A 25,220-nucleotide genomic window follows, 5' to 3' on the forward strand; every position below is an offset into this window, starting at 1 on the left:
CAGGAGGAATAATAAATAGTATGTTTAATTATTTGAGTAAAAGCATAATACCAATAATATTTTTACTTATTATAACATATGGAATGTTTAAGGGACGAAAAGTCTATGAGTGGTTTATTGAAGGCGCTAAAGATGGTCTAATGGTAACGTTAAGAATCTTTCCGTACCTTTTAGCTATGATAATTGCTGTACAAATATTTAAGGAAGCGAACTTAATGAATTTGTTAAATAACTTAATAGCTCCAATCGGAAACTTAATAGGATTGCCAAAAGAGCTAATTCCACTATTAATAATAAAGCCGCTATCAGGAAGTGGGGCTATTGGTGTATTTACAGATGTAATAAAAAGTTTCGGACCAGATACAAGAACTGGGCTTATAGCATCAGTTGTAATGGGAAGTACAGAAACGATATTTTATACAATTACAGTTTACTTTGGTGCAGTAAAGGTAAAAAAAATACGGCATACTTTATGGGCAGCAGTTTTCGCTGATCTTACAGCAATAATTATGGCTGTATTTGTGGTTAATTTATTTTTAGTTTAGGTATCCTAGTGACAAAAGTTTTGGTATATTAATTTCTTATTGTCATTAAGTACCTTTATTTGTATAAATTTTTGCAGTATCATATTTAGAGAAAGAAATATTTGTAGAAAGAAAGAGGCTAGGTTTATGGATAAGAGTACTTATATAGATAATAGAAAAAAATTTATAGAAACAATAGAAAATAATTCAATAGTAATATTATTTGCAGGAAAGCCATGCAAAAAAACAGGTGATGAGTTATATGAATTTACTCCAAGTAGAAATTTCTACTATTTAACAGGAATACAAGAACAAGAACATATTCTTGTATTATCTAAATATAAAGATGTTATAAATGAAAAATTGTTTTTAAAAGATATAGATTTAGATAAGGAAATGTGGAATGGAAAGACATTAAGAGATAGCGAAGGAAGAGAAATATCAGGGATACAAGACGTAGTATATATAAAGGACTTTAATTCATATATAAATAGATTGGTTAAAGGAGCTGAAGAAATTAATTTATACTTGGATTTAGATAGAGAAGATATTGATGAAGCTGATTCAATAGCTAATATTTTTGCAAAAGAAATCAAAGATAAATATCCTCAGCTTACAATAAAGAACTTTTCAAACAAGATTGCACCGCTAAGAATGACTAAATCTGAGCAAGAAATAGAAGAAATGAAAAAGGCAATAGAGATTACAATTGATGGTGTAAAATCTTTAATGAGAAATGCAAAAGCTGGGATGAAGGAATATGAGCTTGAGGCATATTTTGATTTTGAATGTAAAACTAAAGGTGTTAAGGATTTTGCATTTAGAACAATAGCAGCGTCAGGTAAAAATGCGACGATACTTCATTATGTAGAAAATAATAGTGAGATAAAGGATGGAGATTTAATACTTTTTGATTTAGGGGCACAATGGAACTTATACAATGCAGATATAACCAGGGTGTTTCCGGTAAATGGAAAGTTTACAGATAGACAAAAGGAAGTTTATGAAGCTGTTCTTAGAGTTAATAAAGCGGTTATTGATAGAATAAAACCAGGAATTGATTCAAAGGAACTTAATATATGGGCTAGAGATTTAATTGCTGAAGAATGCATTAAACTAGGAATTATTAAAGAAAAAAGTGAAGTTACAAAATATTATTGGCATAGTATAGGACATAGTTTAGGATTAGATACTCATGACTTGGGAATTCACGGAAGAGAATTTATATTTACTGAAGGAATGGTATTTACTGTAGAACCAGGAATATATATAGGCGAGGAAAGCATAGGTATAAGAATAGAAGATGATATTTTAGTTACTAAAGATGGATGTGAAGTTCTAACAAAGAATATGATAAAAGAAATTAGTGAGATTGAAGAATTTATGAAGTAAGATAGAATGAAGAAAATAATAGGTATATTAACTGGTTATTTTCTTTTGGATATTAGAATAAGAAATAATTTATAGTGGGGATGAATATGAAAGTATCAGAGAAAATACAAAAATTAAGAGAACTAATGAAGAAAGAAAAGATAGATTATTATATAGTGCCAAGTGGAGATTTTCATCAAAGTGAATATGTGGCTGAATGCTTTAAATCAAGAGCGTATATAACTGGATTTACAGGCTCAGCAGGAACAGCCATAATAGGAAGGGAAAAGGCAATTCTATGGACAGATGGAAGATACTTTATACAAGCTAATGAGCAATTAAAGGATTCCGGGGTAGAACTGTTTAAGATTGGAATTCCAGGATGGCCAACTTTAGAAGAATGGTTAATTGATAATATGGCCGAGGGGCAAACTTTAAGCTTTGATGGTAGAGTAGTATCGGTTAATCAATATAAAGAGATTCTAAGAATAAAAGAAAATAAAAATATAAACATTGTTATGGATAAAGATTTAATTGATCAAATTTGGATAGATAAGCCTAAAATGCCTAAGGAAATGATTTTCTTACATGATATAAAATATTGTGGAAAGTCTGCTGGTGAAAAAATACAAGAAGTAAGAAATGAAATGAAGAAATTAGGTGGAAAATCATATATTATAGCATCTTTGGATGATATAGCTTGGCTTTATAATATTAGAGGTAATGATGTAAAGTATACGCCAGTAGTATTAGCATATGCGCTAATAGATGAGAAAGAAGCAGTGCTATATACTAATGAAGAAAAAGTATCAGGTATAGATAAAGAAAAATTATCTAGCGAAGGAATAGAAATAAAAAGCTATGAAGATGTATTTAAGGATATAAAGGAAATAAAGGATAGCGTTATATTAGATTCTGATAAGGTAAGTGCTTACATATACGAGCAGATACGTGATGATGTGAAGAAAATAGAAGAATTGAATATATCTACAAGATTAAAGGCCATAAAAAATAATACAGAAGTAAAAAGTATTAAAAATTGTCAACTTAGAGATGGAGTTGCAATGGTAAAGTTTATTAAGTGGATTAAGGAAAATGTTGATAAAGAGACAATTACAGAGCTTACTTTAGCAGATAAATTATGCGAAATTAGAAGTCAAGGTGATTTATTTATTGAAGAAAGTTTTGGAACAATTTCAGGATACAAAGAGCATGCTGCTATGATGCACTATTCAGCGACAGAAGAAAGCGCATATAAATTAGAAAAAGAAGGAATACTGTTAGTCGACAGTGGGGGGCAATATTTCGATGGGACTACTGATATAACACGTAGTATCATATTAGGCCAAATAAGTGAAGAAGAAAAAAGAGATTTCACATTAGTATTAAAGGCACATATTAATCTCATGAAAGCTAGGTTTTTAAAAGGAACTACAGGATCTAATATTGATATATTAAGTAGAAGGGTTTTGTGGGAAGAAGGCATAGATTATAAATGCGGAACAGGACATGGAGTAGGTTTTTGCTTAAGTGTTCACGAAGGACCACAAACAATAAGACCAATTCCAAATAAAATTGCTTTAGAACCAGGAATGATATTAACTAATGAACCAGGAATATATAGAGAAGGTAAACATGGAATAAGAACAGAAAATATCATGTTAGTTATCGAAGCTGAAAAAAATGATGAATTTGGGGAGTTTTATAAATTTGAAACTTTGTCATATTGTCCTATAGATATAGAAGGGATAGACGCAGAATTATTAACTAGGGATGAAAGGGAGTGGTTAAATAATTATCATAAAGAAACTTATGAAAAATTAAGTCCTTTATTAAATGATGATGAAAAGCAATTCCTTAAGGAAGTTACTAGAGAAATATAAAATGTATTTAATAGAAAATTATCCTATTGCTTCTAAGTGAAACAAATAGTATAATGTAAATAATTTGAGTATTATCATAAATAGTAGATTAATATAATAAAAATGCTATGAAAAGAAGAGTAATAAAAGAATCATTCTATAAGAGAGCTAATATATGCTGAAAGTTAGCGTTTGTGAATTTTATGAAGATGGACTTAGAGCATATTTTTTGAGCTAAAGTTGTTTAGTTAGGAAAATACGGGAGCAACCGTTATATTGCAGGGTGATGATGGTCACCTACTGAGTTATTTATTGTGAGATAAATAAGAATTAGAGTGGTAACGCGTGTAATACGTCTCTATGTAATTTTTTTAGAAATTACATAGAGATTTTTTTATTATATAAATATAGTTTTCAATGTAGAATTTACTCGTGCAATTATGGGAAGAGTTATAAGTGAAGCCCGCAATAGATGTATTTAGGCAACTTAATTATAATTTTCCATGAATTGCAACATGTAAAAATATTGATTGAAAATAAGGAGGAACAGAAGAAATGTGTAAAAAAACATATTATATTACTACACCAATCTATTACCCATCAACAAAACTTCATATAGGAAATACTTATACTACAGTTGCAGCTGATGCAATTGCTAGATTTAAGAGATTGACAGGATTCGATGTAATGTTCTTAACAGGAACTGATGAGCATGGTCAAAAAATCCAAAGAATAGCTGAAGAAAAGGGAATTACACCTAAGGAACATGTAGATGAAGTAGTTGCAGGGATTAAAGATCTTTGGGGCATGATGAATATAAGCTATGATAAATTTATTAGAACTACTGACGATTATCATATTAAAGCTGTTCAAGATATATTTAAAAAGTTATATGATCAAGGAGATATATATAAGAGCTCTTATGAAGGGTGGTATTGTACCCCTTGTGAATCATTTTGGACTGATACGCAGTTAGAAAAGGGTAATTGTCCAGACTGTGGAAGGCCAGTTGAAAAATCAAAGGAAGAAGCTTATTTCTTTAAGATGAGCAAATATGCAGATAGATTAATAAAGTACATTGAGAATCATCCAGAATTCATCCAACCAGAATCAAGAAAGAATGAAATGCTAAATAACTTCTTAAGACCAGGACTTCAAGATCTTTGCGTTTCAAGAACTAGCTTTAACTGGGGAGTGCCTGTAACTTTCGATGAGGGCCACGTTGTATATGTTTGGATTGATGCACTATCAAACTATATAACTGCTCTTGGATATGGCCAAGATAATAAGGAATTATACGATAAATATTGGCCAGCAGATGTACATTTAATAGGAAAAGATATTTTAAGATTCCATACCATTTATTGGCCTATAATGCTAATGGCTTTAGATTTACCACTTCCAAAGCAAGTTTTTGGTCATGGATGGTTACTTGTAGATGGTGGAAAAATGTCAAAATCTAAGGGTAATGTAGTAGATCCAGTTGTACTTGTAAATGAGTTTGGAGTAGATCCGGTAAGATATTATCTATTAAAAGAAATTCCTTTTGGAGCAGATGGATTATTTAATAATGAAATATTTATAAAGAAGATTAATTCTGATCTTTGTAACGACTTAGGTAATCTTTTATCAAGAACTGTTGCAATGGTTGAAAAGTATTTTGGTGGGGATATGCCTGCTCAATCTGAAAAGGAAGCTATTGATGACGAATTGATAGGATTAGCATTGGCTGCACCAGCTAAAATTGAAGCAGCTATAAATGAATTGAATATACCTCAAGCATTAGAATATGTTTTTGAATTAATAAGAAGAGCTAATAAGTATATAGACGAAACAACTCCATGGATATTAGCCAAAGATGAAAGTAAAAAAGCTAGACTTGGAACAGTACTTTATAATTTAGCTGAGAGTCTTAGATTTGCATCAGTAATGATTTCAGCATTTCTTCCAGATACAGCTAAGAAAATTAATAATCAAATTAATACAGAAGAGATTTCATGGGATTCACTGAAGTCATTTGATGGAACAAAGACTGGAACAAAGATGGTTAAAGCAGAAAATTTATTCCCAAGAATAGATGTTGACAAAAAATTAGAAGAACTTGAAGCTTTAAGAGCGGCTTCTCAGCCTGCAAAGAGAGAAATTACGCCGATAAAAGAAGAAATCACAATAGAAGATTTTGAGAAGATTGATTTAAGGGTAGTTAAAGTATTAGCTTGTGAGCCAATAAAAGGTGCTAAAAAGTTATTGAAGTTAAAAGTTGATTTGGGTGGAGAAGAAAGACAGGTAGTATCAGGAATAGCAAGTTATTATAAACCTGAAGAATTAATAGGAAAGAACGTAGTATTGGTTGCTAATTTAAAACCTGCAAAACTTAGAGGAGAGTTATCTCAAGGAATGATTTTATGTGCTGCAAGTGATGATGATAGCATATTAAAGGCTGTAAATCCAGGGGAATTAGAATCTGGTAGCATAGTAAGATAAGCGTATTATACATTGCTTTTTACTTTATTATAAGCATAAAAAGAACGTCTCACTTAGGGGAGTGAGACGTTCTTTAACCATATAAAACTAATGGTTAAAGGGGTAAATAATAATGCTTTAACTACTTTACAATTTAATTTTACGACAGGAATATGTCAGTTACGTGTCAAAATAAAAATTTAGAGTATTAGTTTAACAAGTGCAAATTATTGGATATAATAAAAAATATATAGTTATAAAACAAAGGAAAGGGATATAAAGTTATGGAAGAAAAATTTAAAATAATAGATAGTCATGCACATTATGATGATGACGCTTTTAATGAGGATAGAGAACTGGTATTAGAAGAAATTAAGAAAAATGGAGTTGTTGGAGTATTAAATTGCGCATCATCATATAATAGTCTAAGTGCTACAGATAAATTGACAAAAGAATATGATTTTATGTTTGGTGCATTAGGAATACATCCAGAAAATGCATACGAACTTAAAGAAAGTGCAATACAAGAAATCAGAAATTATATAGACATCAATGATAAGATAGTAGCGATAGGGGAGATTGGTCTAGATTATTATTGGGATGAAAATCCACCTAAGGATGTACAAAAAGACGCGTTTAGAAAACAAATGAACTTAGCGAAAGAATTAGGACTTCCAGTAGTAATTCATGATAGAGATGCACATAGTGATACTCTAGAAATAATGAAAGAATTTCCAGAGGTTACAGGAGTAATACATTGCTTTTCAGGAAGTGTGGAGTTTGCCAAAGAATGTATAAAACTTGGATACTATATAGGATTTACTGGAGTTATAACATTCAAAAATGCAAAAAAAATAATTGAAGTGGCAAAGGAAATACCATTAGAAAGAATCCTTGTTGAAACTGATTGTCCATATATGGCACCTGAGCCTAATAGAGGAAAACGTAATAAATCGGATTATATTGAATATATAATTACAAGAATTGCTGAAATCAAAGAAATTGACCCTTACAAGGCAAATTTGAGCTTTAATGAGAATTTTTTGAGATTGATTAAAAAGGAAATATAAGGTAAAATATATTTTGTACATTTATTTATTATTTCCAACATTTAATTTATATTTACACATAAAAAGTAAAAGGTTTCCAAAACTTAATATCATTAAATTCTTAACTTTATTAATGAAGTAATATTTAAAACTGCTATCATTTTATATTATTATTTATTATGCACAGGGTGCATTATTGCTATGCTTCATTATAATGCAAGAGGTTACAAATTTGACAAGTCTAGAATAATAATATATAATTCAAAAGACACTCTTGCCAAAGGAGGGAAATTAATGATAGAAAAATTGAAAGAATTCACAATGAAAAGTTTTTCTAACGGTCCGAAGGCAAAAATTTTAATAGGGGCAATTACAATGTTAATTGTAGTTGTTGTAGCAGTGACAATAATGAGCATGAGAAATACGCTCATAATTAGTATAGACGGTAAAGAAGAGACTTTTGTCACGTACAAGGGGACTGTTAAAGATGTGTTGCAAGAAAAGGGGATACAATTATCCGAAAAAGATAAAGTGCAACCATCCTTGGAATCCAAAGTATCTGAGAAAGAAACTATTAAATTAAAGACAGCTATTCCCGTAGAAGTGAAAGCAAACGGGGTAAAAGTACAGGTGCAGACAGCAGAAGATACTATTGAGGATATGCTAAATGCAGAGAAAAATACATTAAAAGAGCAAGGGATAGAATTTGATAAAGATGTAGATGAAGTATCACCTTCACTAGATTCTAAATTAGGAGAAGACGTAAGTGTACAACTTGTCAAAGTAGAAACAAAGAACCTTGTTGAAAAAGAGACAATTAACTTCGATACAATAGTTGAAAAAGATGAAAATCTAGACAGTAGTGTTCAAAAGGTTAAGAGTGATGGAGTTAATGGTGAGAAGGAAATTACTTATGAAATAATATATAAAGATGGAGTAGAGATTTCTCGCAATATAAAGAGCACTAAAACTATTTTAGAACCCAAAAATGAAATCGTGGTAAAAGGAACTGGTCAAGTATACGCTAGTAGAGGCGGAGAAAGTATAACTTATAAGAAAAAACTTGATTGTGAAGCAACGGCTTATAGTAACCATTCAATTACGGCTACAGGGAGAACTCCTGTTAGAAATCAAGGTGGCTTGAGTACGATTGCAGTTGATCCACGTGTAATACCATTAGGAAGTAAAGTTTACGTAGAGGGCTATGGATATGCAATAGCAGCTGATACAGGTGGTGCTATAAAAGGCAACAAAATTGATATATACCTTAATTCATCAAATGAATGTAATAATTGGGGAAGAAGATCAGTTAACGTATTAATAGTTGCTTATCCAGGACAATAGTAACTTATTTTAAGAGATAACATTTGTTATCTCTATTTTTTTCTTTAAATTATAGTTATTTTATCATATTATTAGAAATAGGATAAAATAACTATAATTATGCTCTTATTAGGGCAAGTTTTAATGAATGAAAGGAAGTAGAATATTGATAAAGGAAGTAATCGTTGTTGAAGGAAGAGACGATGTTGATGCTGTAAAGAAAGCAATAGATGCGGAAATAATAGCTGTTGGCGGGTTTGGAATAAATGCGAAAGTAATTGAAAGAATACAGGAGGCTCAAAAAAGAAAAGGAGTAATTGTTTTAACTGATCCGGATTTTGCGGGGGAGAAGATAAGAAGAATAATATCTAAAAGAGTTAAAGGTATAAAACATGCGTATATTGCCAAAGAAGATGGGCTTAAAAATGGAGATATTGGAGTTGAAAATGCATGCCCAGAAGTTATTATAAAAGCTCTTGAGATGGCTAAAGTAACACAAGTAGAAAAGCAGGAATTTTTTAATATGCAAGATATGTTTTATTTTAAATTTACGGGAGATGCTACATCTAAAATTAGAAGAGGTATACTTGGTAAGATATTAGGCATAGGTTATGGAAATGCTGCTCAAATGGTTTCTAGATTAAATAATTATGGAATAACAAAAGAAGAATTTACTAATGCTATAAAAGAGGTAGAAAAACAATTGGAAGTAGGTAAGAAATAAATGGATTTAAAAGATATAAAAACTCAGGAGTTAGTTAAAAAATATAATTTCAAATTTTCGAAGAGTCTGGGGCAGAATTTTTTAGTTGATGATTCAGTACTTAATGATATAGTTAGCGGAGCAGAAGTAAATAATGAGGATTTCATTATAGAAATTGGTCCAGGAGTAGGAACTTTAACAGCGCAATTATTAATGAAGGCTAAAAAAGTAACTTCAATTGAATTAGATAATGATTTAATACCAATACTTCAACAAGAATTAGGCGAAAATAAAAATTTTGAGTTAATACATAAAGACGCACTTAAAGTTGATTTTAATGAACTCATAGGTGAAGAGAAGAGTGTTAAGCTTGTGGCTAATCTGCCGTATTACGTAACTACCCCTATAATAGTTAAACTTTTGAAAGGTGGATATAACTTTAAATCTCTAACTATTATGATACAAAAGGAAGTTGCAGAAAGAATGAATGCTGAACCAGATTGCAAAGACTATGGATCATTATCTGTTTTAGTTCAATATTATTGCAATACAAGTATAATAAGAAGAGTACCTCCAACTTGCTTTATACCAAGACCAAAGGTGGAATCAATAGTAATAAGATTAGATAGATTAGATGAGCCTAGAGTAAAAACTAAAGATATAAGTTTTATGTTTGAGCTAGTGAGAGCCGGATTCAATATGAGAAGAAAGACTTTATGGAATGCTGCAAAGACGCTCCATGTAAATAAAGAAAAATTGGAAGACGCGTTTAAAAGGTCGGGAATTGATCCTAAGAGAAGAGCTGAGACTTTGTCATTAGAGGAATTTGGGTTATTGGCGGATTCTTTATATGATATAAAGCTTTAATTCAAAAAGATTGAGGTATTATCTTTAGAATGTAATTGAATCATAATACTAAATATTCCGCATATACTATATGGAATAAATATATGCGGAGGGAATATAAGGTTTGGCACATAATAAATTGTATAGAAATTTCATAATATTACAAGAAGATGAAAGAGGATACTCTCATTCTAATGATAAAACCTTATCTGGGTATGCTAAGGTTGAAGCAAAAGGAGATAAATGTAAAGTATCTTTTTATGCTCAAAATCTTAAGCCAGAAGATAACTATTCAATGGTACTTATCTGTTGCAAAAGAGACTCAAAACAATTAATTGATTTAGGGCCTTTAGCAATAAATGAAGTTGGAAAAGGAGATACCAGCAAGGAGTATTATGTAAATAACATAGCTGGACTTGGAATATCTTATGATAAAATATCAGGTGCTGCCATTTGCAGAGTGAAGGATAATGAAACAGATTTCATAATGCATGGATTTATGAATGGAGAAGAGTCTGCTGATAATTGGAGAAAATTTAAATTTATAAAGACAGATTCCAAAAAGTATATTAATAAGACAGATTTAGAAGTAAAAAAGAAGGATATTTCTAATTCTAGTATAGTCAGTGTATCGGCGGTAAATATCCTAGATTCTAATTCTGAGAAAGTTAAATTACAAGCTGAAGTAGTTGAACGCAAAAATAGTGAAAATACAGTTCAAAACAAAGATGATATAGAGTCAGTGGATATAACAAAAGATAATTCTATGGTGGAAATTAGAAATACTGAAATTAATGAAAATATAGACGATGTAATAGATACTTCTTATGAAGAGAGACATAAAAATAAAGATTATAAGAAATATGATAAATGCGATAAACATGATAAATCTGATGAACATGATAAGTATAGCAAATGTGATGATTGTGAAAAACATGAAAAATATGATAAATGTGATGAACACGAAAAGAATCATAAACATGATATGAGTAATGAGTACGGTAACCATCAAAAGTGCGATAAATATGATATTTATGGTAAGAGTGATGATGTGGAAGATATTATTAACAAATTATCTAAAAAATTAGAGACTTATGACGGTATAATTGATGCAAAAATAGATTATAATCATGATGATATTGTAGTCTATGGTTTTATAAAGGACGAGAAAGATTATAATTGTGAGTGGAAGAAATTTAAGTTAGAAAAGAAGTGTAGAAGCGAGAGTCAGGACTTTATTAATACTCCAAGTAATTCTAAGAGATTACAAGAAAACTTTGTCTTAGATAAGTTAACCGGAATAAATGATTCAGGAAGAAAAGATATAATAGATTTTGATGAATATGAAAATGACATTAAAAAAATAGAGCCAATGGGACCGATGGGAGAAAAGGGACCAATGGGACCAGCAGGAGATAAGGGACCAATGGGATCAGCAGGAGATAAGGGACCAATGGGACCAGCAGGAGATAAGGGACCAATGGGATCAGCAGGAGAAAAGGGACCAATGGGACCAGCAGGAGATAAGGGACCAATGGGACCAGCAGGAGATAAGGGACCAATGGGATCAGCAGGAGATAAGGGACCAATGGGACCAGCAGGAGATAAGGGACCAATGGGATCAGCAGGAGATAAGGGACCAATGGGACCAGCAGGAGATAAGGGGCCAATGGGACCAATGGGAGATAAGGGGCCAATGGGACCAATGGGACAAACAGGGCCGATGAATACAGAATGCCAAACTAAAACAATCCATCTAATAATGAAACAGCCAGAAGTAGTAAAGGAAAAAGAAAAATGCCATTCAGACAAAAAGGAAAAATGCCATTCAGGCAAAAAGGAAAAATGCCAAGCGGAGAAGGAAAAAATAACTTTAATTAATGTAGGGGCAACCACAAGCAAAAAAGAAACAATAAATCCATGTGGTTGTAATCAACTAGATCTAAGCTATGTAGAACCAGTAAACTTAAATAATAATCAACAATCAACAACAAATAAAGGGTTTAATATTACTGGAGAAGTTACTCTATATTTTGAGAAACTTGCAAAAGGATTTCAACCTTACAATGGTAATTTAGCTGATATAAATCATTGCAAGTGGTATAAAATCAATGTAAATAGCATAGAGGATTTGTCTGATGATTCAAACTATAATCAATATACCTTAGCATATTATCCAATGTTGAATTACTATCCTTATATCAGTAAATCAGGTCACTTCTTATTGGGGTACAAAGGTAATAGAAATGGAGAGATTCAGTATATTGTATATGCTATACCAGGAAGCAAGGAAAAGAATGATCAACCATATGGCGGAAGAACAGGTTTTGTAACATGGACTAACGATAATAATGGCAGAGGATATTGGCTAATGTTCTATGATTTTAAAAACTCTTCCATTGTAATACCAACAAAATAAGGTAATATTCATATGAATAAAAAGCAATTAATCGTTACGTCAATATTGTTATCATTAATGTTGATACTAGCTATAACGCAAGGATTCTTCAAAGAAAACTTTGAACAGGTAATTCTCATGGATCAGGGTATAAGTGGATTTAAGGAATACAAAATTTATAAGGATAAATACATTGTATCATTTCCTAGTGAATGGTCTGTAACAGAAAAAGAAAGTAAAGAAGACCAATATGTAAGTTATAGATTGGATTTCAAAGACAAGAATAGTAAGATTACTGGTTTATTACAAGTGATAAATACTAATGAAGATTTAAATGTATTTGCAGAAAATGATTTAAATAATCAATATCTAGAGTACTATAACTCGGAAGTGGTGCCTTTTAAGAATCCGAATAATTCTGGAGTGCTAGTACAGTATGAAACATCTGTAAAAAATGGGTACGAATTTAAAAATGAATGTTATTATTTGAATTTAGGAGAAGGTAAAACAGTAAAAATATTATTTAATCTTAAAACTAAAGATTATAAAGATAATGTGAAAACTATTATTAATACGATTATTTCGAGTATTAAGACATCTTAGAGGGGGAGTATAATTAAATTTAATTTGTATTTATACTTTCATATGTAAGTTTAGTTAATAATCACGTATAAGAAAAACTTACAATACTTTATTTGATGTAAAACATAAAGTTATTTAAAAGTTATATTTAAAACTTTTAAATATATAAATTAAATTTGCCAAGGATAAGTATAAGTATTATAATTTAAGTATTAAGGAGAGGCGCAGATTAGCTTCTCCTTGATACTTATTTGACGTTTGGGGGAGAAAAATGAGGATAGTATTATTTGAGATATTTGGGATACAAGTAAAAAGTTATGGACTAATGATAGCAATCGGTATAATAGTCGCGGCAGCATTATTTATAAATAAAGGGAAAAAGAAAGGCTTCGATGAAGATTCCCTATTAAACTTAATTATTTTTGCTGTACTAGGCGGAATGCTTGGAGGGAAAGGGCTATTTATATTAACTGAAATAAAAGATATTATTAAAGAACCAAGTATATTACTTAATTTTGGATATGGTTTTGTAGTTTATGGTGCGATTGCTGGTGGGGCCTTAGCTATGTATTTATATTCTAAGAAAAAAGGTTGGAATATAGCTGAAATGCTAGATATGACTGTTCCAGGACTTGCAATAGCACAAGGATTTGGAAGAATAGGATGCTTTTTTGCAGGGTGTTGTTATGGAGCTGAAACCTCATTGCCAATAGGCGTTGCATTTCCTAAAGGATCTCTTGCGCCAGCAGGTGTACATTTGCACCCAACACAAATTTATTCTTCAATTTTTGATTTTTCATTAGGATTTCTGCTATTATATTATAGTAGAAAAGAGAGACAAACTGGTAAAGTCACGGGTTTATATTTAATAATATATAGTATAGGAAGATTTTTAGTTGAGTTTTTAAGAGATGATCCAAGAGGGAATGTTGGCATTCTTTCAACATCTCAATTTATTGCAATATTTACTTTAGTGCTTGGATTTATGGTTTTTAATAATGGCAAGATTTTTAAAGGAGCGAAGAAAAATATTGAAGAATAATAAGTTTTTAATTGTTTTATCTATATTATTATGCATAGGTACAATGTTATCAGGATGTACTTTTATTAATGATATGGAAGTTAAAATGAATCTTAAAAATGAACAATTTGAATACATAAAGCAGAATAAGGTAGATAAAATTGTTATACAAAATGTAAGAGATAGTGGATTTAGGTTTGTTGTGACAGATAGTAAGGCAATAGAAGATATTTATAAACTTTTATCAGAAGGTAGCGAAGTTTCAAAAAAGAGTTCCCTTGATCCAGACTATATTTTTGAAATATATATCGGAGAGGAAGTAAAAAAATATCAATATGTAGTTGGCGCTAATGAACGTGGTGCAGGAAATTTTTATGATGATAATAAAGCTTTTTCAGTACCAAAGAATTTAGAAAATACTATAATGCAAAACTTATCATTTATAAGAAAGCCAAGAGATTTTGAATATATATACTATCAATCAATATTAAAGGTTATTGAGAGTAAAAAAAATAATTTAGCCGGCGGGAATAAAGTTGGGGTAGATATAGGTAGCGACACAGACTGTTTAAAATATATATTCTCTGTAGATTTAGAAGAATTTAAGAAGAACTTAAATGAAGTTTTACCTGGTATTAACATTGTTAGTAATAACTATGAAGACTTTGATACAATAATTAAAGTTAAGAATAGAGGATATAATAGCACAACTTTTAAAACATTAATAACTATAGATGATAAAAAGAATAAATCATTTGAAAATTATTATATATCAGCAGAATATAATTATAAGGATTGGGACATTAAAATAAGTGAACCAAATAAAGTACCACAAGATTGGTAAGGAATTAAGGAGGACGTGCGATGAGTTGCGAAGATTGTAAGAGTAAGGATACCTGTAAGTCTAAAGGAGAAGGGTGTAAAGAAGAAAGCCTAAAATTAGCTTCTAGATATGGAAGTATTAAAAATATCATAGGAGTTATAAGTGGAAAAGGTGGAGTAGGTAAGTCAACTGTCACAGGAATAATGGCAGCAATGTTGGCCAAAAAAGGATATAAAGTAGGTGTGTTGGATGCAGATATTACAGGGCCATCTATGCCAAGATTCTTCGGGATTAATAATAAGAGAGCAAAAATAATTCCGTTAGAGAATGATATGGTAAAATTTGAACCAGTAGAAACAGATAGTGGAATAAAGATAATTTCAATGAACCTTTTAACAGCTGTGGAAGATGAGCCAGTTATTTGGAGGGGACCAGTGATTACAGGAGTATTGAAGCAAATGTTTGTAGAAACTAATTGGGGTGAACTTGATTATTTGCTAATCGATATGCCGCCAGGAACTGGAGATATAGCTTTAACAGTTATGCAGGAGTTTCCAATAAATGAAATAGTAATAGTTTCAACTCCTCAAGATATGGTATCTATGATTGTTAAAAAAGTAGTTATAATGGCTCAAAAAATAGGTGTAAAGATTAAAGGCGTCGTAGAAAATATGGCGTATATAAATTGTCCTGATTGTGACAAGAAGATAAGAGTGTTTAGTAGAAAATCTTCAGAAGAAAATGCTGATTATTTAGGGATTCCATTGATAGGTGAATTACCTATTAATATTGACCTTACAGAAGCGCTAGAAGAAGGAAGAGCTGAAGAATATGTTAAAGAAGATCCTTTATATGCATTGATCTTTGAAGGGTTATATTAAGTTAAATGATTACGAGTTTTAATTATTATTTAAAAATATTCTGATATACATACATAACTTATATTTCTTGGGAAATAATAAGTTATGTAATTTTATATTAGAGGAGATGAAGTAATTATGACACCAAAAGTAGATAAAGATACATGCATAGCATGTGGATTATGTCCTTCTATATGTCCAGAATGTTTTCAAATGGAAGATGATGGTAAAGCTGGAGCTGTAGTTGATGAAGTTCCAGAAGGTTGCGTTGATGAAGCAAAAGAAGCAGAAGAAAGCTGTCCAGTAGATGCAATTGCAATAGAAGAGTAGAATTTAATTGCAAAACAGGATAACAGAGGAACTCTAAAATAGAATTTGTATATTGTATAAAGATGGGATTGATTTTGTTTTTCACAACATCAATCCTATCTTTATTTATTAATAAATTAAGTAAAGACATATAATCTACTTAATTTGTCTGATAATTATAAACAGTCAATTGAGTTATATATATTAGATTTACTACTCTTATTATGGTTTGTTGTATAATTTTGACCAGTTTTATTTAAGTTTATTGTATGATGAGGAATAGACATATAGGGTAAGTTATTTATGGGAATAGTATATATATCATCATTACTATTTATTATGGTAGCATCTCTATAAGTTAAATCTAATATGAAATCCTTCATTAAAATACATCCTTTCAATAAGTTTAATTTTTTATATTATTCACATATACAAATATAAGTATTCACATAAAGGATTTTTTAAATAAAAAAGACGAGCTTTTAATCTCGTTCTTTTTATAAATTAATCAATTTTTTCAACAATGAATCCTACGAGTCCTGGACCGGTATGAACTCCTAGAGCAGGTCCTATTGAGCCACCTAAAGTACATTCTACTATATTAGGAAGATGTTTTATAGTATCATAAAGCATCTCAGCCTTATCAGGAGCGTTTCCATCTAAAATCCAAACTTTACACTTACTAATTGATAGGTGCTCTGATAATAAACTTGTTAAACGAGATATGCATTGCTTTATTCCTCTGGCCTTGCAAACTGTATGATATATTCCATCGCTACCCACAGTTATAATAGGCTTAAGGTTTAAAGCATCAGCTATTGTTCCAGAAACCTTGCCTATTCTACCACCCTTAATTAAATATTCCAATGTGTCTATTGTGAAAAATACATCTATCTTATCTCTAAAAACTGGTAATTTATTTATAATATAATCAAAAGATTTGCCTTCTTTAATTAAATTTGCCGTTTGAATAACCATAGCTCCTTCTGACATAGTTAAAGTCATAGAGTCAAACACGAAGGTTTTTATATCAGAAACATTATCAGCTGCAAGCCTTGCGGAATTATAGGAGCCAGAAAGATTGCTTGATATAGTAATTATAATTGCATGAGTAAATCCTTTAGATTTTACCTCTTCTAGAGCTGCTGTGAATTTTTCAACACTAGGTAAAGAAGTTGTTGGAATTTCTCTAGGTAAAGATTCATAAAGCATTGTAGGAGTTATATCTATACCATCATCGTACTCTCTGTCTGAAAAAATAATTTTAAATGGTATTATTTTAATATTATTTTTTTGTGCAAAATCAGTATTTAAATCAGAAGCACTATCTGTTATTAATGCAATCTTATCCATTTTAGTTCCTCCTAAAATATATTATCTTAATTTAATTATAGCACCATTTGTAAAAAATGTATTTTTTTATTAGTGTGTGCAGATTATTTTGTATAAACAATAAATTTTTAATATAAAATAAAAGAAGAGAATTACATAGAATATAGTAAGAGACAACATTAGAAGATATTCATAATAAGTCAACTATAGAAAAGTTGCAAAAATCAGCCTAATCGAAAGATAATTGGATATAACTTGGGATAATTAAAATCTAGTAGCTTAAAAATAAAAAATTAGAAGTATTGCTAAGGAATATCTTATACAGTATAATAATACGGTAGTAATTATACTATATATTGTGCCATGGAGGGAATAATAATGCTATATGTTGTGAAACGCGACGGGAGAGAGGTTGAATTCAATTCAGACAAAATAGCCCAAGCAATTAAAGGATCAGCTAATGAAATCGGTTTAAATTTAAGAGAAAGTCAGGTATTAGATACTGTACATAAAGTTATCACATATATTGAATCAGAGTATAAAAGAACGATAACTGTGGAACAGATACAAAATTTTGTAGAAGAAGCATTAAAGGATGAGGGACACAAAGATATAGCAGTAGCTTATTCATCATACAGAAGAGAGAGAACAAAGGTAAGAGAAATAAAATCAGATTTAATGAGAGCTATAAGGCAAATTGGAATTGAAACTGATAGAGATAACGCAAATGTAGGGAATAATTTTAGTTCTAAACTATTGAGAATCGCATCTGAATCAAATAAGTGGAATACCTTAGCTATAATGCCAAAGAATTTGGCAAGGGCGCATGAAACAGGTGATTTATATTATCATGATCTAGATAGCTACAATTTAACTGTAAATTGTTTGCATATTCCAACTAAGGAAATTTTGGAAAATGGATTTAACACTGGATATGGAACAATTAATGCTCCTAGAAGAATAGAAACAGCTGCTGAATTATCATGTATATTATTACAATCAACTCAAAATGATATGTTTGGTGGGCAATCGCATCCAGATTTTGATAATGATATGGCTATATTTGTAGATCCTACTAGAGATGAAATTAGAAAAGAATTAGAAGAATTAGAAATACCAGAAAATAAAATAGAACAGCTAATTGAAAAAAAAGTGAGAAAAAAAGTTCAACAAGCCATGCAAGGTGTTGTATATAATCTTAACACAATGCATTCACGAGCAGGTTCACAAGTTCCATTCAGTTCTATTAATATTGGATTACCTACAAGTGAAGATGCGGCACTTGTATGCGAAGTTTTCCTTTTAGAATATGAAAAGGGATTAGGAAAAGGAGAACAGCCTATTTTCCCTAACATAATATTTAGAGTTAAGGAAGGCGTTAATAGGGAAGAAAATAATCCATATTTCTACTTATACAAATTAGCGTGTAGAGTAGCATCAAAGAGAATGAATCCGACATTTATGAATATTGATGCAGATTTTAACAAGGAATATTATGACCAAGGGTATGTTCCTGCAACAATGGGATGTAGAACGTATCTTATGAAAAATATTAATGGTGAGCCAGGTTGCAAAGGTAGAGGAAACATAGCACCAACAACTCTTAATCTCCCAAGAATAGGGCTCCAGGCTAAAGGTGATATAAATAAATTCTTTGAAATACTAGATTCTAGAATGGAATTAGCTAAGGAATCTTTGATGCATAGATATGAAGTGCTAAAAGGCTTAAGAGTTAAAGACTTACCTTTTGTCGCAGGTCAAGGACTTATGAAGGGTGCTGAGAATTTAGGGCCTGATGATTCTATTGAACCAATATTAAAGCAAGGCACTTGGGGGATTGGATTTATAGGAATAGCTGAGACCTTAGTAGCTTTAATTGGTAAACATCATGGTGAAGATAGTGAAGCAAGGGCTTTAGGGGTAAGAATTATTGAACATATAAGACAGTACTGTGACAGACTTACAGAAGAATATAAATTAAACTGGAGCTGTTATGCTACTCCGGCAGAAGGTCTTTCAGGTAAATTTATAAAGCAAGATCAAAAGATATTTGGAATAATAAAAGGTGTAACAGATAAAGAATATTACACAAATAGTTATCATGTACCAGTATCACATCCAATATCTATTAAAGAAAAGATTGATATTGAAGCTCCATATCACAAATTGTGTAATGGAGGTCACATTAGTTACTTAGAGGTTGATGATACACCAGATGCAGAAACAGTAATGGATATAATAAATTATGCATATAAGAATACAAATATAAGCTATGTCGGGGTTAATTTCCATATAAGATATTGTAGAGAATGTGGAACTTATCTTCATAATAATGAAAATAAATGTCCAAAATGCGCAAGTCAAGATATACAAGGAATATCAAGAGTTACAGGATATTTAAGTTTAGACGAAAGATTTGGCGCAGGAAAGTACCATGAAAGAGAAGATAGAATATCTCATACAGGAGATCATGGACATCATTATTAATATATAATTAATAATCTATAGACTATGTTAAGATGAAAGTAAATTTAAGTTACTTAAGCATTTTAACATAGTTTTTTATATTTACGCATGAAAATTTAATATATATGACATGTAAGTAAAATATTGAAACTATGGATGTAACTATTTGGTATAAAATCTAAATAAAAGGCGTAAATTTGTTAGAAGAGTAAAAGTTTGATTTCTTGAAGTATTGCAATATTTGAAAAAAAACTTGCAATAATAGGTGTAATTTCATATTAAATCAGTTGTTTTTTAAAATAACGTGAAGGAGAGAGTGTAATACGCTGCAAAAAAAGAAAATAAATCTTGTGCAAATTTGCTTATCTATGATATTATAAATATACATGAAAATGTTAATTTATTAAAAATATTGCTTTAAGCTATAAGTTAAATAATATATAATGGGGGGATTGCAATGGCAGTTAGTAATTTAAAAACTAACAAAAAAGTTTCTATAGTAGATACTACTCTTAGAGATGGTGAGCAAACAGCAGGGGTAGTTTTTGCTAATGAAGAAAAAATAGTAATAGCACAAATGCTAAGTGACTTAGGTGTTGATCAATTAGAAGTGGGAATTCCAACAATGGGTGGGGACGAAAAGAAGGCTATAAAAGAAATTGTAAAAAGAAATTTAAAATCTAGCATTATGGCATGGAATAGAGCTGTAGTTAGCGATATAGAACAATCGATAGATTGCGGAGTTGATGCAGTTGCTATATCAATATCAGTATCAGATATACACATTCAGCATAAGCTTAAAACATCTAGAGAATGGGTATTGGAAAGCATGGTTAAGTCTGTAGAATTTGCAAAGAAGAATGGTCTTTATGTATCTGTTAATGGGGAAGATGCATCTAGAGCAGATAAAGACTTTTTAGTTGAATATATTAATGCAGCTAAGCAAGCAGGTGCAGATAGATTTAGATATTGTGATACTGTAGGAATTATGGAGCCATTTAAAATTAGAGATGATATTAAATATATATATGATAAAACAGGATTTGATATAGAAATGCACACTCATGATGACTTTGGAATGGCAACAGCTAATGCTGTAGCAGGCATTAAGGGTGGAGCATCGCATGTTGGAGTAACTGTAAATGGTCTTGGAGAAAGAGCGGGTAATGCGGCATTAGAAGAAGTTATAATGGCATTAATGCTTGTTTACGGATATAATGGTGATGGAATAAATACTCAAATGTTTAGAGAAGTATCACAATATGTATCAAGAGCATCAGGAAGAGAACTTCCAATATGGAAAGCTATTGTTGGAACGAATATGTTCGCACATGAATCAGGAATTCATGCAGATGGAGCAATAAAGGATCCTAAAAACTACGAAGCGTTTGATCCAGATATAGTTGGACTTGAAAGACAGATTGTAATAGGTAAACACTCTGGAAGAGCTTCGGTAATAAATAAGTTTAAAGAATATAATAGAGTACTTACAGAAGATGAAGCAAGTGGAATATTAGAACTTGTAAGATCTACCTCAGTTAGATTAAAAAGATCTTTATTTGATAAAGAAGTAGTTCAATTATATAATGAATATCATAGACAATTAGAAGAAAATAAGCAATAGAAGCAGGAGGAATAAAAAGTGGGCGATAATTTAGTTTATAAGATTTTAAAGAGTCATGTTGTTGAAGGTGAATTAAAAGCAGGGGAACCAATAGCGTTAAAAATTGACCAAACATTAACTCAAGATTCAACAGGAACAATGGCATATCTTCAATTAGAAGCTATGGGAATAGATAGAGTGAAGACTAAGAAATCAGTGGCATTTATAGATCATAATATGTTACAACAAGGGTTTGAAAATGCAGATGATCATAAATTTATTCAAACAGTTGCATCTAAATATGGAGTGTATTTTTCAAAACCAGGTAATGGAATATGCCATCAAATATTCTTAGAAAGATTCTCAACACCAGGAGATACATTAATAGGATCTGATAGCCATACACCAACAGCAGGTGGTGTTGGTATGCTTGCCATGGGTGCAGGTGGATTAGACGTTGCTCTTGCTATGGGAGGCGGAGCTTATAACATTAATACTCCAAAGGTAGTAAAGATTGAACTTACTGGAAAATTAAATAAGATGGTAGCAGCTAAAGATGTTATTCTTGAAGTTTTAAGAGTATTAACTGTTAAAGGTGGAGTAGGTAAAGTTTTTGAATATGCTGGTGAAGGCGTTAAAACACTTTCAGTTCCAGAAAGAGCTACTATAACTAATATGGGAGCTGAACTTGGAGCTACAACTTCAATTTTCCCAAGTGATGAAAGAACTTTAGAATTCTTTAAAGCTCAAGGAAGAGAAGAAAATTGGATGGAATTTAAACCAGATGCAGATGCTGTATATGATGAAGTAGTAACTATTAATTTAAGTGAATTAACTCCACTTACAGCTAAGCCACACAGCCCAGATAATGTAGCTAAGGTTAGTGAAGTGGGTAAGATTAAAGTTGATCAAGTAGTTATAGGAAGTTGTACTAACTCTTCTTATGAAGATTTAATGAAGGTTGCTAAGATATTAAAAGGTAAAAAAGTGCATCCAGATGTTAGCTTAGTAATAGGACCAGGATCAAGACAGGTTATGGAAATGATAGCTAGAAATGGTGCCTTAGCAGATATAATCAGCTCAGGAGCAAGAATACTTGAGAATGGTTGTGGACCATGTATTGGTATGGGTCAATCACCTGGAACTGATGCAATTTCACTTAGAACTGTAAATAGAAATTTCTATGGTAGAAGTGGAACATTATCAGCACAAATATATATAGTAAGTCCCGAGACTGCAGCAGTTTCAGCTATAAATGGAGTTTTAACTGATCCAAGAGAAATGGATGTAGATTTAACAATAGATATGCCTAAGGAATTCTTAATAGATGATTCAATGATCTTAGCACCAGCATCAACTAATGCTGAGGTTGAAGTTGTTAGAGGACCAAATATTAAGCCATTCCCAGTAAGCAAGCCATTAGGTGAAGAAATAGATGGTAAAGTATTAATAAAGGTTGAGGATAATATTACAACTGACCATATTATGCCTTCAAACTCAAAGTTATTACCATTTAGATCAAACATACCTTATCTTGCAGAATTCTGCTTCAACACAGTAGATACAGAATTCCCTAAGAGAGCTCAAGAATACAATGGTGGATTTATAATTGCTGGAGGAAACTACGGTCAAGGTTCAAGTAGAGAGCATGCTGCACTTGCACCATTATACTTAGGAGTTAAAGCAGTTATAGCTAAATCATTTGCAAGAATTCATAAAGCTAACTTAATTAACAATGGAATAGTTCCAATGGAATTTAAGAATGAAGCTGATTATGACAAAATTGATTTAGTTGATGACTTGAAGATGGAAGATATCAAAGCTGCGTTAGAATCAGGAGTAGTTAAAGTTAAGAACTTAACTAAAGGAACTGAATTTGAGGCAACAGTTGATTTAACAGAAAAAGAAATCGCGGTTATTAAAGAAGGCGGAAGACTTAACTACGTTAAAGCAAATAGCTAATTTAAAGTATACAATAATAGCTGAATTAAGAAATTTATTTTAGGGCACAAGAATTCATATACAATTAGGATTCTTGTGCCCTTCTTATATAAAACGAATGTATTTTAAACCTGATTTAATTTGATATGTCAAATATCAAAGTTATTAGAAATTGTAAATATAGTTGAAATTAAGTTATAATTGATAAATAAAAAGGATATAAAAGATTTAGAAATTAGTTTAGAAAGAAGTGCATTAAAATGGAGAAAACAATAAGATTATCTGGAATAGCATATGAGAGTTTGGTTAATGGGCCTGGTATGAGAAGAGTATTCTTTGCACAAGGCTGTAAACATAACTGTAAGGGGTGTTTTAATCCAGATACTCACGATTTTGATGGAGGAGACGAGAAAAATATAGATGAATTGATTAATGATACTTTACAAAATCCGATTATAAAGGGTGTTACATTTAGTGGCGGAGATCCGTGGGAACAGGCTGATAAATTCGCATATATGGCAAAAGAGTTTAAAAATAAGGGCTTAAATATTTGGAGTTATACAGGGTATACTTACGAATATATTATTGGAAGTATAGATAGTAGACTAGGTTGGAGAGATTTATTAAATAATATTGATGTTCTTGTAGATGGAAGGTTTGAGGAAGGGAAGATGCTAGATGGACTTAAATTTAGAGGATCTACAAATCAGAGAATAATAGACGTAAAAGAGAGTTTAAAATTGAAAGAAATTATAGTCTTGAATTATTAGTAAACAATATTTATAAATTATCCACAAAATTGATTAATAGTATTAAAATCTGTGGATAAAAATTAGAGTTTGTGGATAAATATTTAATAAAAAGAACAAAGATATCACAATATAAATATAAGTTATATTGAAAGTTAGGTGATTAAGCTTTGATTTTAGATAAAGAATTTTATAAACAAGGTGCGCTAAGTTTAGCAAAGGAACTTCTAGGTAAAGTTGTCGTGAGAACTGTTGATAATGTCACTCTAAGAGCTAAAATTGTTGAGACGGAAGCCTACATAGGAGAAATAGATAAAGCATCTCATGCTTATAATAATAGAAGAACAGAAAGAACAGAACCACTCTTTAAAGAGGGAGGTATTGCATACGTATTTTTTATTTATGGGAAATATCATTGCTTCAATGTTATAAGTGGACTTGAAAATAAAGGTGAGGGCGTTTTAATAAGAGCATTTGAACCGTTGAATGAATTTGATTATCTAGCAAAAAAAAGATTTAATGAAAGTTATGAGAAATTATCAGAGACTAAGAAAAGAGCAATTTCAAATGGCCCATCAAAATTATGTATGGCTTTTTCTATAGATAAATCAGAAAATTATAAGAAACTCTATGAAAAAGGAGATTTATATATAGAGGATGTAAAAATTGAAAAATTTGAAATAGCAGAGACAAAAAGGATTGGAATCGATTATGCGGAAGAAGCTATAGATTTTCCGTGGAGATTTTATATAAGGGGAAATAAATATATTTCTAAAAAATAAGTAACCGAAATAACAGCTATAATGCAATTATTTACTTAGGAGGTATAAGGTGTAATGATTCTAATATGCGGTCTCTTAAATAACATGATATTACATATATAATGTTAATATTAGTACATCTAATGCGGTAAAAAATAATAAATGAAAAATACTGATAAAATATAAAGTAAGAATAGGGCTTATCAGTATTTTTTTAACGAATTTAATAAAGAG

At 30.8% G+C, this 25,220-nt stretch carries 21 protein-coding genes and 1 other annotated feature; of the genes, 19 read left to right on the forward strand and 2 right to left on the reverse strand.

Features of this window, described 5'->3' with window-relative positions; genetic code table 11:
• Positions 1 to 20: 20 nt before the first annotated feature.
• From CLCHR_RS04800 to CLCHR_RS04865, 14 genes are all read left to right on the forward strand, one after another.
• Positions 21 to 545, forward strand: a complete 525-nt coding sequence (locus tag CLCHR_RS04800; RefSeq protein WP_079438557.1) for a spore maturation protein — start codon at positions 21 to 23, stop codon at positions 543 to 545.
• A gap of 126 nt (positions 546 to 671) precedes the next feature.
• Positions 672 to 1,916 carry an aminopeptidase P family protein gene (locus CLCHR_RS04805; protein WP_079438558.1) on the forward strand — a complete coding sequence of 415 codons (1,245 nt, stop codon included), beginning with the start codon at positions 672 to 674 and terminating at the stop codon, positions 1,914 to 1,916.
• An 86-nt stretch (positions 1,917 to 2,002) separates the two neighbouring features.
• Positions 2,003 to 3,778 (forward strand): aminopeptidase P family protein, encoded by a 1,776-nt coding sequence (locus CLCHR_RS04810; RefSeq protein ID WP_079438559.1) that lies wholly within the window; start codon positions 2,003 to 2,005, stop codon positions 3,776 to 3,778.
• 98 nt (positions 3,779 to 3,876) lie between these two features.
• Positions 3,877 to 4,120, forward strand: a binding site (T-box leader).
• A 192-nt stretch (positions 4,121 to 4,312) separates the two neighbouring features.
• Complete coding sequence (gene metG, locus CLCHR_RS04815; protein ID WP_079438560.1) at positions 4,313 to 6,241, forward strand: methionine--tRNA ligase; 1,929 nt, start codon at positions 4,313 to 4,315, stop codon at positions 6,239 to 6,241.
• A gap of 263 nt (positions 6,242 to 6,504) precedes the next feature.
• Positions 6,505 to 7,290: a TatD family hydrolase gene (locus tag CLCHR_RS04820; RefSeq protein WP_079438561.1), complete on the forward strand. Its 786-nt coding sequence runs from the start codon at positions 6,505 to 6,507 to the stop codon at positions 7,288 to 7,290.
• 273 nt (positions 7,291 to 7,563) lie between these two features.
• Positions 7,564 to 8,613, forward strand: coding sequence for a 3D domain-containing protein (locus CLCHR_RS04825; RefSeq protein WP_079438562.1), 1,050 nt, complete (start codon positions 7,564 to 7,566; stop codon positions 8,611 to 8,613).
• A gap of 145 nt (positions 8,614 to 8,758) precedes the next feature.
• Complete coding sequence (gene rnmV, locus CLCHR_RS04830) at positions 8,759 to 9,316, forward strand: ribonuclease M5 (RefSeq protein ID WP_079438563.1); 558 nt, start codon at positions 8,759 to 8,761, stop codon at positions 9,314 to 9,316.
• Positions 9,317 to 10,162: a 16S rRNA (adenine(1518)-N(6)/adenine(1519)-N(6))-dimethyltransferase RsmA gene (gene rsmA, locus CLCHR_RS04835; RefSeq protein ID WP_079438564.1), complete on the forward strand. Its 846-nt coding sequence runs from the start codon at positions 9,317 to 9,319 to the stop codon at positions 10,160 to 10,162.
• A gap of 103 nt (positions 10,163 to 10,265) precedes the next feature.
• Complete coding sequence (locus CLCHR_RS25080) at positions 10,266 to 12,560, forward strand: collagen-like domain-containing protein (RefSeq protein ID WP_079438565.1); 2,295 nt, start codon at positions 10,266 to 10,268, stop codon at positions 12,558 to 12,560.
• A 12-nt stretch (positions 12,561 to 12,572) separates the two neighbouring features.
• Entirely contained in the window at positions 12,573 to 13,142 is a 570-nt protein-coding gene (locus tag CLCHR_RS04845) for a hypothetical protein (RefSeq protein ID WP_079438566.1), read from the forward strand.
• 250 nt (positions 13,143 to 13,392) lie between these two features.
• Positions 13,393 to 14,163 (forward strand): prolipoprotein diacylglyceryl transferase, encoded by a 771-nt coding sequence (locus CLCHR_RS04850; RefSeq protein ID WP_079438567.1) that lies wholly within the window; start codon positions 13,393 to 13,395, stop codon positions 14,161 to 14,163.
• Positions 14,153 to 14,986, forward strand: coding sequence for a YhfM domain-containing protein (locus CLCHR_RS04855; protein ID WP_079438568.1), 834 nt, complete (start codon positions 14,153 to 14,155; stop codon positions 14,984 to 14,986). The genes CLCHR_RS04850 and CLCHR_RS04855 overlap by 11 nt, the downstream gene beginning before the upstream one ends.
• 20 nt (positions 14,987 to 15,006) lie before the next feature.
• Positions 15,007 to 15,846 (forward strand): Mrp/NBP35 family ATP-binding protein, encoded by an 840-nt coding sequence (locus CLCHR_RS04860; protein ID WP_079438569.1) that lies wholly within the window; start codon positions 15,007 to 15,009, stop codon positions 15,844 to 15,846.
• A gap of 117 nt (positions 15,847 to 15,963) precedes the next feature.
• Positions 15,964 to 16,155 carry a ferredoxin gene (locus CLCHR_RS04865; protein ID WP_079438570.1) on the forward strand — a complete coding sequence of 64 codons (192 nt, stop codon included), beginning with the start codon at positions 15,964 to 15,966 and terminating at the stop codon, positions 16,153 to 16,155.
• Positions 16,156 to 16,310: 155 nt separating this feature from the next.
• On the opposite strand, the gene CLCHR_RS04870 is transcribed toward CLCHR_RS04865, so the two are convergent.
• On the reverse strand, positions 16,311 to 16,517 hold the full coding sequence (locus tag CLCHR_RS04870) for a hypothetical protein (protein ID WP_079438571.1): 207 nt from the start codon (positions 16,515 to 16,517) through the stop codon (positions 16,311 to 16,313).
• A gap of 121 nt (positions 16,518 to 16,638) precedes the next feature.
• Positions 16,639 to 17,487 (reverse strand): DegV family protein, encoded by an 849-nt coding sequence (locus CLCHR_RS04875; RefSeq protein ID WP_079438572.1) that lies wholly within the window; start codon positions 17,485 to 17,487, stop codon positions 16,639 to 16,641.
• A gap of 357 nt (positions 17,488 to 17,844) precedes the next feature.
• Here CLCHR_RS04875 and CLCHR_RS04880 point away from each other — a divergent pair, with 357 nt between their 5' ends.
• From CLCHR_RS04880 to CLCHR_RS04900, 5 genes are all read left to right on the forward strand, one after another.
• Complete coding sequence (locus CLCHR_RS04880; RefSeq protein ID WP_079438573.1) at positions 17,845 to 19,953, forward strand: anaerobic ribonucleoside triphosphate reductase; 2,109 nt, start codon at positions 17,845 to 17,847, stop codon at positions 19,951 to 19,953.
• 436 nt (positions 19,954 to 20,389) lie between these two features.
• Positions 20,390 to 21,556: a homocitrate synthase gene (gene nifV / locus CLCHR_RS04885; protein WP_079438574.1), complete on the forward strand. Its 1,167-nt coding sequence runs from the start codon at positions 20,390 to 20,392 to the stop codon at positions 21,554 to 21,556.
• Positions 21,557 to 21,574: 18 nt separating this feature from the next.
• Entirely contained in the window at positions 21,575 to 23,497 is a 1,923-nt protein-coding gene (locus CLCHR_RS04890; protein WP_079438575.1) for an aconitate hydratase, read from the forward strand.
• 239 nt (positions 23,498 to 23,736) lie between these two features.
• On the forward strand, positions 23,737 to 24,246 hold the full coding sequence (gene nrdG / locus CLCHR_RS04895) for an anaerobic ribonucleoside-triphosphate reductase activating protein (protein ID WP_079438576.1): 510 nt from the start codon (positions 23,737 to 23,739) through the stop codon (positions 24,244 to 24,246).
• 149 nt (positions 24,247 to 24,395) lie between these two features.
• Positions 24,396 to 25,007, forward strand: coding sequence for a DNA-3-methyladenine glycosylase (locus CLCHR_RS04900; RefSeq protein WP_079438577.1), 612 nt, complete (start codon positions 24,396 to 24,398; stop codon positions 25,005 to 25,007).
• Positions 25,008 to 25,220: the final 213 nt, after the last annotated feature.

The organism is Clostridium chromiireducens (assembly GCF_002029255.1).
Taxonomy (GTDB): Bacteria; Bacillota; Clostridia; order Clostridiales; family Clostridiaceae; genus Clostridium; species Clostridium chromiireducens.